At 52.4% G+C, this 11,164-nt stretch carries 11 protein-coding genes and 1 other RNA gene; 6 read left to right on the top strand and 6 right to left on the bottom strand.

The window, feature by feature from the left end; all coding sequences use genetic code 11:
• The first annotated feature begins 211 nt into the window (after positions 1 to 211).
• The 3 genes from elbB (at position 212) to AACH44_RS18690 (ending at position 3,017) form a co-directional block, all read left to right on the top strand.
• On the top strand, positions 212 to 865 hold the full coding sequence (gene elbB, locus AACH44_RS18700) for an isoprenoid biosynthesis glyoxalase ElbB (RefSeq protein ID WP_261849138.1): 654 nt from the start codon (positions 212 to 214) through the stop codon (positions 863 to 865).
• Positions 862 to 1,596 (top strand): monofunctional biosynthetic peptidoglycan transglycosylase, encoded by a 735-nt coding sequence (mtgA, locus tag AACH44_RS18695; protein ID WP_261849074.1) that lies wholly within the window; start codon positions 862 to 864, stop codon positions 1,594 to 1,596. Before elbB ends, mtgA begins: the two co-directional genes overlap by 4 nt.
• A gap of 125 nt (positions 1,597 to 1,721) precedes the next feature.
• Positions 1,722 to 3,017 (top strand): alginate lyase family protein, encoded by a 1,296-nt coding sequence (locus AACH44_RS18690; protein WP_261849075.1) that lies wholly within the window; start codon positions 1,722 to 1,724, stop codon positions 3,015 to 3,017.
• A gap of 74 nt (positions 3,018 to 3,091) precedes the next feature.
• Here AACH44_RS18690 and dolP read toward each other — a convergent pair whose 3' ends face one another.
• From dolP to AACH44_RS18670, 4 genes are read right to left on the bottom strand one after another with little or no spacing between them, the layout of a single operon-like run.
• Positions 3,092 to 3,664, bottom strand: a complete 573-nt coding sequence (dolP, locus tag AACH44_RS18685) for a division/outer membrane stress-associated lipid-binding lipoprotein (protein WP_261849076.1) — start codon at positions 3,662 to 3,664, stop codon at positions 3,092 to 3,094.
• A gap of 11 nt (positions 3,665 to 3,675) precedes the next feature.
• On the bottom strand, positions 3,676 to 4,266 hold the full coding sequence (gene diaA / locus AACH44_RS18680) for a DnaA initiator-associating protein DiaA (RefSeq protein WP_005975525.1): 591 nt from the start codon (positions 4,264 to 4,266) through the stop codon (positions 3,676 to 3,678).
• Positions 4,267 to 4,307: 41 nt separating this feature from the next.
• Positions 4,308 to 4,664, bottom strand: a complete 357-nt coding sequence (locus AACH44_RS18675; RefSeq protein WP_425606662.1) for a YraN family protein — start codon at positions 4,662 to 4,664, stop codon at positions 4,308 to 4,310.
• Positions 4,661 to 6,679, bottom strand: a complete 2,019-nt coding sequence (locus AACH44_RS18670) for a penicillin-binding protein activator (RefSeq protein ID WP_261849077.1) — start codon at positions 6,677 to 6,679, stop codon at positions 4,661 to 4,663. Before AACH44_RS18670 ends, AACH44_RS18675 begins: the two co-directional genes overlap by 4 nt.
• Before the next feature lie 63 nt (positions 6,680 to 6,742).
• Between AACH44_RS18670 and rsmI the strand changes: the two genes are divergently transcribed.
• The 3 genes from rsmI (at position 6,743) to ygiD (ending at position 9,075) form a co-directional block, all read left to right on the top strand.
• On the top strand, positions 6,743 to 7,630 hold the full coding sequence (gene rsmI, locus AACH44_RS18665; protein WP_261849078.1) for a 16S rRNA (cytidine(1402)-2'-O)-methyltransferase: 888 nt from the start codon (positions 6,743 to 6,745) through the stop codon (positions 7,628 to 7,630).
• Between the two features lie 25 nt (positions 7,631 to 7,655).
• Positions 7,656 to 8,034, top strand: an RNA gene (gene rnpB / locus AACH44_RS18660) — RNase P RNA component class A.
• A gap of 252 nt (positions 8,035 to 8,286) precedes the next feature.
• A complete protein-coding gene (ygiD, locus tag AACH44_RS18655) occupies positions 8,287 to 9,075 on the top strand; it encodes a 4,5-DOPA dioxygenase extradiol (RefSeq protein WP_261849079.1) in 789 nt (262 codons plus the stop codon).
• A gap of 55 nt (positions 9,076 to 9,130) precedes the next feature.
• Here ygiD and AACH44_RS18650 read toward each other — a convergent pair whose 3' ends face one another.
• Both AACH44_RS18650 and AACH44_RS18645 read right to left on the bottom strand, forming a co-directional pair.
• Complete coding sequence (locus tag AACH44_RS18650; RefSeq protein ID WP_261849080.1) at positions 9,131 to 10,291, bottom strand: glutathionylspermidine synthase family protein; 1,161 nt, start codon at positions 10,289 to 10,291, stop codon at positions 9,131 to 9,133.
• Positions 10,292 to 10,302: 11 nt separating this feature from the next.
• Positions 10,303 to 10,971, bottom strand: coding sequence for a DUF1190 family protein (locus tag AACH44_RS18645; RefSeq protein WP_261849081.1), 669 nt, complete (start codon positions 10,969 to 10,971; stop codon positions 10,303 to 10,305).
• Positions 10,972 to 11,164: the final 193 nt, after the last annotated feature.

The following is an 11,164-nucleotide window of genomic DNA, read 5'->3' as shown; positions in this document are numbered from 1 at the left end:
TCTTAACAACGTTCTTAACTATAACAACTTAGCTCTTAACTACTACAACTTACAACAGCAACTAAAACCCAGCTACTGTACATCTTCATCAAGCAACAAAATAGCAAATGTGGAAATCTTTGTTACAAGAATCATTAAAATGTGTGATGTAGATTAGTGTTTGTCAATTAAAAAATCAATTAGTTGATGTAATGAAATGAAGGAAAAGATGATGAAACGAGTCGGCATTGTCCTTAGTGGCTGTGGTGTTTATGACGGTTCCGAGATTCATGAAGCCGTGTTGACGTTACTTGCGTTGGATCGCGCGGGCGCACAAGCGGTTTGCTTTGCGCCAGATAAGCCACAATTACAGGTGGTTAATCACCTGACAGGTGACGTAACTGGTGAGAATCGCAACGTTTTAGCAGAATCAGCACGGATCGCCAGAGGAAAAGTTCAGCCGCTTTCTACTGCGAATGCACAAGATTTAGATGCGCTGATAGTGCCGGGGGGGTTTGGCGCTGCGAAAAATTTAAGCGACTTCGCCACGCAGGGATCGGCCTGTCAGATCGATGAAACGCTGCAATTGCTCACACGGGAAATTTATAAGCAAAGTAAACCAATTGGTTTTATTTGCATCTCACCCGCGTTGTTGCCGACGATCTTGGGTGTACCCGTTCGCGTAACCATTGGTAACGATATCGATACTGCTGAGGCTATCGAAGAAATGGGCGGTATCCACGTTGTTTGTCCTGTCGATGATATCGTGGTGGATGAGGAACATAAAATCGTGACGACACCAGCCTATATGCTGGCTAACTCCATCAGCGAAGCGGCGCAAGGCATCGATAAGCTCGTTGCTCGCGTATTGGATCTCACCGAATGAGGTGGAGCCGAAGGCGTGGAGGCTTACTCACGTGGCTGAAACGCCTGATTGTTCGGAGTGTACTGGTCGTCATCGGTATGTGGCTGGTTGGCATTCTGTTGTTTTCCTTCCTGCCCGTACCGTTTTCCGCTGTGATGGTGGACAGGCAGATCAGCGCGTGGTTGAAGGGCGAATTCTCCTACGTTGCCCATTCGGACTGGGTTGCGATGGAGGCGATCGCACCGGAAATGGCGCTGGCGGTGATGGCGTCGGAAGACCAAAAATTCCCTCAGCATTGGGGTTTCGATCTTGATGCGATTGGTCAGGCATTGAAGCACAACGAGCGCAACACGCAACGGATTCGCGGGGCGTCTACGCTCTCGCAGCAGATGGTGAAGAACCTGTTCCTGTGGGATGGACGTAGCTGGGTGCGTAAGGGACTTGAGGCGGGTATTACCACTGGCGTCGAGCTGGTCTGGACAAAACGGCGCATTCTTACTGTGTACTTGAATATCGCCGAATTTGGCCCTGGTATTTTTGGCGTGGAGGCGGCTGCCAGACGTTATTTCAACAAATCCGCCAGCAGGCTGACGGCAAGCGAATCTGCTTTGCTGGCGGCGGTATTGCCGAATCCTATCCGCTTTCGTGCGAATGCGCCCTCCAGCTATGTCATTCAACGTCAGCAGTGGATCTTGCGCCAGATGCGACAGATGGGCGGCGATGCATTTTTGCGAGATAACAATTTGCTGTGAGATAACAATTTGCTCTGAGATAACAACCTGCTGTGAGATAACGACCTGAATTAAGCTGTCTTGTTCGTTTAGTATACCGAGAATTTTTTGCGCTAACGGTCGTGTTTTCGACATCAGGAGAAAGTATGCGGTTACGTTATTGGTCAGGTTTACTGGTTGCATTGTGTTGTGTGGCTTCTATTGCCCGTGCAAACACGGAGCCTCAAGTGCCATCCCCCGATAGTCCTTACGCCTTCTTGCAGCAGTCACAGTTGTCCTCAGTAAAACAGAAACTTCAGCAGAAAACGGAAAAGCCGCAGACGCGAATGGCGTACGAGCAGCTTATTTCGGAAGCCGATCGCGCGCTGAAAAGTGCTAACCCTAGCGTGACGGAAAAAAAATCCACGCCACCCAGTGGTTCAAAGCATGATTATTTGAGCCTCAGCGCCTACTGGTGGCCCGATCCCGACAAAGCTGATGGTTTACCTTGGATTCGCCGTGATGGGCAGGTAAACCCTGCCAGCAAGGATGAAGAGACGGATGGGGTGCGGCTGGCGAAATTTACCGCCCAAACGCAGGCATTGACGCTGGCGTGGTACTTCTCTGGCAAACCGGCGTATGCCGATAAAGCCATGTCGATGATTCGTAGCTGGTTTATTGACCCTGCTACGCGCATGAACCCTAACCTCGACTTTGCGCAAGGCGTGCCGGGTATCGCGCCGGGCAGGGGCTCAGGCGTGCTGGACGGACGCTATTTTTCCACCCGTATCGTCGATGCGCTGATTATGCTGCGCCAGGCACCGGGTTGGACGACGCAGGATGAGCAGCAGATGCAGAAATGGATGAGCGATTATCTGCACTGGTTGCAAACCAGTAAGCTGGGGAAAAAAGAGGCGACGGCCAAGAACAATCACGGTAGTTGGTATACCGTACAGGTCGCGGGTATCGCCTGGTATCTGGGGAAAATCGACGTGGTGAAATCCATGGCGCAATTGCAGCGAGAGAAATTGGATCATCAACTGCAACCCGATGGCGCTCAGCCGGAGGAATTGGCGCGTACCCGCTCTTTCCATTACAGCTATTTCAATCTTCAGGCGATAACGGATATGGCTATTTTGGCTTCCCGTGTCGGGGAGAATGTCTGGCAATATCAAACGCCGAAGGGAAGCAGTGTGATAACGGCGTTGGATTTTATGGCACCGTATCTGGATGAAAACAAAGCGTGGCCGCGCAAGACAATGGACAGACAAAGCAGCCGCCTTATCCCGTTGTTATTGCAAGCGGAGCGGAGTTTGAAAACACCGCGTTACCAGTTGCAAATCAAACAGGCGGGTTTTGCGGAATTACTTACCGGTGCGGCTAGCGTACGGGATAAAGAACCGAGCCATATCAGTGTTGAAACCCGCCGTGCGCTCTGGCTGCTAAATCCTGTTGCGCCCTGATCCTATGGCCTCTGTAAGAGATAAAAAAACCGCTGATGAGTGCATCAGCGGTTTTTGTTCGTAAACGCGTCGCGTTATTGCAGGTAGGTAAAGGCGGTCGTTACGTGTTTAACACCACTAACTTTACTAGCAGTTTCTGCGGCGGAGGTGCCTTCACGCGGTGTCACCAGACCTAACAGGAAGACTTCGCTGTTTTCCGTAGTGACTTTTACGTTAGAGGATTTAACCGTATCGCTTGCCAGAATCTGTGAGCGAACTTTGGTGGTGATCCAGGTATCCATAGAAGCGGTTCCCATTGAAACCGGAGTACCTTGGCGTATCTCGTTGTAGACTTCGACTGCACCGTCCACGCCGAGGGCGATTTGCTTAGCCCGGCTTGCCATCTCTGTGCTTGGAGCCTGTCCCGTTAACAGCACTTTCCCCTGATAAGCCGTTGCAATGATACGGGCATCTTTTTTCAGTTGCTCGTCTTTGCTGATTGCATTCGTCACGCGGACTTCCAGTGTGCCATCATCAACCTGCGTGCCGACGGTACGCGGGTCAGTGGCCGTTTTGGTCGCTACGGCACTGCCAACAGCAACAACCCCGACACAGCCTTGTAGCAGCAGGGCGATAGACAGCACGGCAAATGCAGAACTTATCCTCATGTAGTGCTCCTTCAATCGTTCTGGTGTGGAAAAAGTGTGTTATCAATCAAATCGCACAGGCAATTTACTGTCAGCATGTGCATTTCCTGAATACGGGCGCTGCGGTGTGACGGGATGCGAATCTCCACATCCTGCGGCCCGAGCAACCCGGCCAGTTCCCCGCCATCGTAGCCAGTCAAGGCGACAATCGTCATGTCGCGGGTAACGGCAGACTCTACGGCTTTCACAATATCGCGGCTGTTGCCACGGGTTGAAATTGCCAGTAGTACGTCGCCAGCCTGACCTAACGCCCTGACTTGTTTGGCATAGACCTCTTCATGCAAGCGGTCATTCGCTATCGCAGTTAAGACCACATTATCTGCATTTAGTGCGATGGCGGGTAAGCTGGGGCGCTCTGCTTCAAAGCGGTTAATCATGCTGGCGGCAAAATGTTGCGAATTGGCTGCCGATGTTCCGTTGCCGCAGCACAGAATTTTGTTACCGTTTAGCAGAGATTGCACCATCGCAATCGCGCCGCGGGAAATGGCGTCAGGCAAGGCTTCTGCCGCGGCAATCTGCGTTTGAATACTCTCAGTAAAACAAACTTTTATTCTATCCAGCACGTTGAGTTAACCTACGTAAATTGAAATCCATCAAGGATGTATTATCCTTGTGCTGCAAAGGCATTGGGGAGCCAATTGAACTCTTTGCCCGTAATGGCCAGCACGTCAAAACGGCAGTCTACCGTGTCAAAACTGGCGCCTTGCTGTGCCAACCACACGGCGGCGGCATGCAGTAACCGCTGCTGTTTGTGGCGAGTCACGCTGGCTGCCGCATCGCCAAAATGCGCGTTGCGCCGATAGCGTACTTCGACAAACACCCAGATATGGCGATCGCGCATGATCAAATCCAGTTCACCGCCGCGTAGCGTAACATTTGCGGCGGTGAAGGTCAGACCCGCGCGTTCAAGATAGCGCCGAGCCTGTTGTTCGTAAACGGCACCTGTCGCTCGCTGATTCAGAGAACAGGTACCAATTGACCCTGACGATATTGCTGCCAGGTGAGCTGTCGGTTAATGGTGCAATCTGAACCTGAGCTTAACATCCCTGTCGCGCCGGGAATCTGGTGGCCAGGAATCTGGCGCATTTCACCAAAGTGGCTGGCGAGCGTCCAGGCATCCATCCCCATGGCATACAGGCGAACTAACGAGTAATCATTCTTAAACTGGCTGCTGACCTGTTGCATCAACGCTGGGTTCGCGCCGGCTAACAGCGGGATATCGCTGAACTGCAAACCTTCCATTTCAAGGCGGAAATCAGGGCCTAATCCAGCTTGGAAGCTACGTGAGCTGGCGTAGAGCGCCGGACGAGCGCGTGACGTGGTGCGCATATCAATCATTGGCTTAATCAGCGCCAGCTCATCTGGCGTTGCGATGATATAGACCGCATCGATGTTACCGCTGACGGACGAACTGGACGTAGGCTGAACCTGAGAGGGGATAGTTAAGCCGCCGATGGTGGTGCCTGACGGTGCCTGCTGCTGTGACACGTTAATGGGCTGACCGCTCAGGCTTAAGCCCGCGCCGCTATTGATAGCCTGTTTTAGCTCGGCCGTGTTGCCAAGACGCTGTTGCAAAGCGCTGGTACCGCTTTGTTGGTTCCAGGCCTGAGCGAAGGCGTTGACGATACGGTCGCCTAGCGCACCGCGAGGGGCTAAGACCAGTGGCTGCTGTTTACCCTGCTGATGAATAAACTTAGCTGCGTCTCTGGCTTCATCTTCTGGGGAAAGCGCGAAATAGCAGATGTTGGGGCGATTTTCGACGTGTTCTGGCTGGTTCAACGCCAAAATATTCAGCGGTGATTGGCTGTTTGCCAACTGATCCACTTCATTTTTCAGCAGCGGACCGATGACCAGCGATGCGCCATCCTGCTGTGCCTGCGAGAGAATATTGCCCAGCGGTTGTGAAGCGGTGTCATACACTTTGACCGGGAGCGAACTGGACAGCCCTGTGCTCGTCGCCTGTGTTTCAGGCGCTGGCGTCGTTGGTGCTACCGCTTGATCGCTGTATGGCGCAGGCGATTGAACATTCTGCCCATCGGCTGATGGGGTTACTTGTGCGGTTTGCGCGGTGTCCGCTGGCGGTGCGACCGGAGCAGATACGGGCGCGGTAGCTACCTGACCGTTTTTTGCTGCGTTAAAACCTTGCTGAATGGCGTTGGCGAAAACCTGCGCCTGGCCGTTAAGCGGTAACAGCAGCGCGATGCTACTTACCGATGACGGCTGATAATTGATGACCTGATTTAATAGTGTGGGCAGCGTTTTCGCGGCAGGGTGATGCGGATAACGGGTTTGCCAATCCTGAATGGCGCTCTGTAGCTGGTCAGGGGATTCGCGGTTGTTCTGGTAGTTATTCAGCAAATCTAGCCAGCCCTGAAGCACGTTTTCATTCGCATTAATCAGCAGCGAGTTCGACTCCTGCGGTGACATTTTCGTCAGCGCCAGCCAGGTTTGATCGAGATTCATCTGGTGCTCGTCGCCTTTCAGCAGCGGCTCCTGTGCGATGTAGGCTCGCAGTAGCTCAATGGAAGGACTGCCTTGCGCGGTTTTGATTTGTATCTGGTAATAACGCTGTTTCTGCTGATCGGAAAGTGCACCGACATCAAACTGGCTCAGTGCTGCCTTGGCCGCATCCATATTGTTCTGGGTGACGGACAGTTCCGCACTGAGTAACTGCTGTTCTTGTTTTTGCGCCGCACTCAGTTTTTCTGGTAGCGCGTTGAACTGCTGGCTTGCCTGAGGAACTTTCCCTTCTTGTAGCAGGGAACGAATAGCAAGTAATTGCCAGTCAGCCTTGTTATTATCGCTACTTTGCTGCATCTGTTGCAGATAATAATCGGATGATGCGTCAGTTTTGCCCTGAATCTCAGGTGGCGGGCTCTGCGGTGCATGGCTTGGACAGCCTGCGAGAAACAGCGCCGCTAACAAAACAGGGATAACACGCCCTGCCTGAGTACGGACGAAATGAAAGGGAAGCATACTGTGTCCAGTGATTTTTTTTAAAAAGATGCTCAATATTAAATCGGCAACCCGGATGAAACAATGAATCAAGACCAACAAGCAGATATTTCTGCATCTACCCTCTACATTGTCCCCACGCCAATCGGTAATCTGGGCGACATCACGCAGCGTGCGCTGGCGGTATTGGCGAGCGTTGATCTGATTGCCGCAGAGGATACCCGCCATACCGGTCTGCTGTTACAACATTTTGCGATTAATGCGCGACTGTTCGCATTACACGATCACAACGAACAACAAAAAGCGGATGTGCTACTGGCTAAATTACAGTCAGGGCAAAGCATCGCACTGGTTTCAGATGCAGGTACGCCGCTGATTAACGACCCCGGCTACCATTTGGTTCGACGCTGCCGCGAAGCGGGCGTGCGAGTAGTGCCGCTGCCGGGTGCCTGTGCGGCGATCGCGGCGCTCTCTGCGTCTGGTCTGGCGTCTGACCGTTTTTGCTATGAAGGTTTTCTGCCCGCCAAAACGAAAGGACGTAAAGATAAGCTGCGTGAGCTCGGAGAAGAAATCCGCACGCTGATTTTCTACGAATCCACGCACCGCCTTTTGGACAGCTTGCAGGATATCAGTGAGGTGCTGGGGGCTGAGCGCTATGTGGTATTGGCGCGTGAAATCACCAAAACCTGGGAATCTATTCACGGCGCGCCCGTGGGTGAACTGCTTGCCTGGGTGAAGGAAGATGAGAACCGCCGCAAAGGAGAAATGGTGCTAATTGTGGAAGGGCATCAGGTTGATGATACCGCGCTCTCTTCTGAAGCACTGCGCACGCTGGCGTTATTGCGTGCCGAACTGCCCTTGAAGAAAGCGGCGGCGCTAGCGGCTGAAATTCACGGTGTGAAGAAAAACGCACTTTACCGCTATGGGCTGGAGCAAGAAGGCGATAGTGGTGAATCGGGGGATGACAAGTAGGGCAATTTACCCTATTATCCGCGCCGGAGTTGACCAGACAGTCGCCGCTTCACAGCCGTCCCTTTCGAGGGAGACAGGTGGAGGGGAGGAAAGTCCGGGCTCCATAGGGCAGGGTGCCAGGTAACGCCTGGGAGGCGCAAGCCTACGACTAGTGCAACAGAGAGCAAACCGCCGATGGCCCACGAAAGTGGGATCAGGTAAGGGTGAAAGGGTGCGGTAAGAGCGCACCGCGCGACTGGCAACAGTTCGTGGCACGGTAAACTCCACCCGGAGCAAGGCCAAATAGGGGTTCACATGGTACGGCCCGTACTGAACCCGGGTAGGCTGCTTGAGCCAGTGAGTGATTGCTGGCCTAGATGAATGACTGTCCACGACAGAACCCGGCTTAACGGTCAACTCCCTTCATCATAAAACCCCGCTTCGGCGGGGTTTTGCTTTTTATGAAAGGAAGCGGCTTAACGGTCAATTCCCTTCATCATGAAACTGCCGTTTTGGCGGGAGGCTTTTTCCTTCATCCTGCCATGTAGGTCATACCTTTCAAATTAATTGATGTACTCCATCACATAACTCTGACTTTTTCTGTGTCATAAAACGCGTAAAGTAACGTTATCGCGTGCGGCTAGCACGTTCGCTGACATCTTTCAGAGGATATGACTATGAACAACACTTCCCGGATGCCTGCACTGTTCCTCGGCCACGGTAGCCCGATGAACGTGTTGGAAAGCAATACGTATACTCAGGCATGGCAAAAGTTGGGTGAGTCGCTACCACGTCCGAAGGCGATTATTGCGGTTTCTGCCCACTGGTATACCCGAGGTACGGCCGTGACGGCAATGGACAAGCCACGCACCATCCATGATTTTGGCGGCTTTCCGCAGGCACTGTTTGATACGCAGTATCCGGCACCCGGTTCGCCTGAATTAGCCGCAAGAATCCAGCAAGTTCTGGCACCGTATCCCGTGACAGCCGATCAAAGCCAGTGGGGATTGGATCATGGTTCCTGGGGGGTGCTGATCAAGATGTATCCCGATGCGGATATTCCCGTTGTGCAACTGAGTGTGGACGGCACGCAGCCTGCTGCGTATCACTACGAATTAGGGCGCAAGCTGGCTGCGTTACGTGACGAAGGTTTCATGATTGTGGCCAGCGGCAATGTCGTGCATAACCTGCGGATGGTGAAGTGGGATGGGGATGCAGAACCGTATCCGTGGGCTGTCTCATTCAATCAATTTGTGCGTGATAACCTGGCTTATCAGGGAGACGACCATCCGCTGGTTAATTTTATGCAGCATGACGGTGCTGCACTATCTAACCCGACGCCCGATCACTATTTTCCGCTGCTTTATGTGCTGGGAAGCTGGGACGGTCAAGAAACTATCAGCATTCCGGTCGATGGTATCGAAATGGGATCGCTGAGTATGCTGTCGGTACAGGTGGGTGACTAAGCGTTCATATGAAAAAGGCACGGTTATCACCGTGCCTTGACTGTTAATTTGCTACTTAATCCAAAATAGTGTGCGGATAGAAGCGCGAGAGATCTTGCGTGATCAGGGCGCGATCTTCACGTACGCCGATACCGCAGGGCTGATCGTTCACCAGCCAGCTACCAATCAACGTGTAGCTGTCGCCGAATTTTGGCAGTTGATGGTACTGCTGGACGATCATCCCTTCTTCACCGTAAGGCCCCTCGGCTGATGCTATCTCTTTCCCGTTTTCGATGATTTGGATGTTCGCCCCTTCACGCGAAAACAGCGGCTTGATGACGTAGCTGCCCAGTTCGGGGTGTTCATCTTCAGCAAAGTAGGCGGGAAGCAGATTGGGGTGATTGGGGAACATTTCCCACAGCATCGGCAGTAGCGCTTTATTGGAGATGATGCTTTTCCAGGCAGGCTCTAGCCAGCGTACGCCTGCATCTTCCAGCTTGGTGGAAAACATTTCGCGCAGCATGAATTCCCACGGATACAGCTTGAACAGGTTACTAATTACCTGATTTTCGGGATCGGTAAATTGACCTTTCTCACCGAGGCCGATTTCTTCAATGTACAGAAATTCACTCGGCAGACCGGCTTCCAGCGCGCAGTCTTGAAGATATTGCACCGTACCGCGATCTTCTTCCGTATCCTGACAGCAAGCGACGTGCAGCAAGCCAAAGCCGTGATTCAGCTTCAACTCCTCAAAGCGTTCAATCAGCTTTTCCTGAATGCTGTTGTACTGGTCAGCATTCTGCGGCAACTTCCCGGCATTGATTTGATCTTCCAGCCAGAGCCATTGGAAAAAAGCGGCTTCGTACAGCGACGTCGGCGTATCGGCATTGTTTTCCAACAACTTGGCTGGGGATTTACCGTCATAGGCCAAATCAAGACGTGAGTACAGCGAAGGCTGCTGGGTATGCCATGAATGTCTGACGAATTCCCAGGTGTGTTTGGGAATACGGAATTTGGTGAGTAGCGCATCGCTGTTAATGACTTTTTCCACCACCTGCAAACACATCTGGTGCAGTTCTGCCGTCGTTTCTTCCAGCTCTTCAATCTGAGCAAGTGTGAACTGGTAGTAGGCTTCTTCGCTCCAGTAGGGTTCGCCGTACATGGTGTGAAAACGAAAACCAAACTCGGTCGCTTTTTCCTGCCAGTCAGGACGTGCTGTAATGTCTATCCGCTTCATTCGATACGTCCTCAGCCACCCATGCTACGGGAAGAGCTGGAGTTTGAACTGGCGCTGCTACGCTGCATGCTGGTTTGCTTGGCGACGGTTTCACCGAAGCCACCACGCGTGATGGTGGATGTCGTTGCAGGTTTCGGTGCCAGTGCCGTTTTAGGCACGGTCATGCTACGGCCTGTCGTTGCGTTGCCGTAGTTTTTGCCAGCAGCATCAACGAATTTGCCGTTAGCTGGGCTGGTGGGGGATTTTGAACTGAACAACGGTTGCTGTGTGAAACCCGCTCCGCCACTCATCATACGGCCCATCATATAGCCAGCCATCAACGGCATCCAGGACATACCACCGCCCTGTTGTGATTCTGCTGCCATACCTGCCTGTGCAGGGGCTTGGGTACACTGTGCTTCGCCGAATTCCGCGACGCAATCTTCTTTTGTCGCGTATTTTGGTGCCGTTTTTTCCGCTTCTTTTAACGCATTGTTGTATGCAGTGGTGCATTGGGCAGCCATGGACGGGTTAGCTGACGAACAGTCATCTGCATTCTGGTAGAGGGAGACGGTTTCATCGGTTTGTTCGCAGCCCGCGAGGAAAAATACAGCGCTGACGGCTAAGGCAACGGGCGCCAGACGGTACGTTCGCCATTCCTTGCGGAACGTTTCCTGATTAATATTTTTTGTACGTTTCATTGTGTTTATCCCAGAGCAACGTGTCATGGTTAATGACAAATATGTGTCGCTAAGGATAGGGGAACGTTGCCTGAATTTAAAGCGCCAATGGTACTAATGGCCGCAACGAGCGGACTCTTTACGTTGTTATACAATCTGTTGTGCGACGTTTCGCTTTATAGCGAACGTGACAGTCAGCATTCTGGTGCAGTCA

Origin of the sequence: Pectobacterium araliae (genome assembly GCF_037076465.1) — a bacterium.
In the GTDB taxonomy this organism is placed as follows: domain Bacteria; phylum Pseudomonadota; class Gammaproteobacteria; order Enterobacterales; family Enterobacteriaceae; genus Pectobacterium; species Pectobacterium araliae.
This window is presented reverse-complemented; position numbering and strand designations above follow the sequence as displayed.

Bases quoted from the DNA above. Each gene is read 5' to 3' on its own strand.
- AACH44_RS18670 (WP_261849077.1), bottom strand. From the start codon at position 6,679: ATGCTTCCCTTTCATTTCGTCCGTACTCAGGCAGGGCGTGTTATCCCT.
- dolP (WP_261849076.1), bottom strand. From the start codon at position 3,664: ATGAGGATAAGTTCTGCATTTGCCGTGCTGTCTATCGCCCTGCTGCTA.
- AACH44_RS18650 (WP_261849080.1), bottom strand. From the start codon at position 10,291: ATGAAGCGGATAGACATTACAGCACGTCCTGACTGGCAGGAAAAAGCG.
- ygiD (WP_261849079.1), top strand. From the start codon at position 8,287: ATGAACAACACTTCCCGGATGCCTGCACTGTTCCTCGGCCACGGTAGC.
- mtgA (WP_261849074.1), top strand. From the start codon at position 862: ATGAGGTGGAGCCGAAGGCGTGGAGGCTTACTCACGTGGCTGAAACGC.
- AACH44_RS18690 (WP_261849075.1), top strand. From the start codon at position 1,722: ATGCGGTTACGTTATTGGTCAGGTTTACTGGTTGCATTGTGTTGTGTG.
- elbB (WP_261849138.1), top strand. From the start codon at position 212: ATGAAACGAGTCGGCATTGTCCTTAGTGGCTGTGGTGTTTATGACGGT.
- AACH44_RS18645 (WP_261849081.1), bottom strand. From the start codon at position 10,971: ATGAAACGTACAAAAAATATTAATCAGGAAACGTTCCGCAAGGAATGG.
- rsmI (WP_261849078.1), top strand. From the start codon at position 6,743: ATGAATCAAGACCAACAAGCAGATATTTCTGCATCTACCCTCTACATT.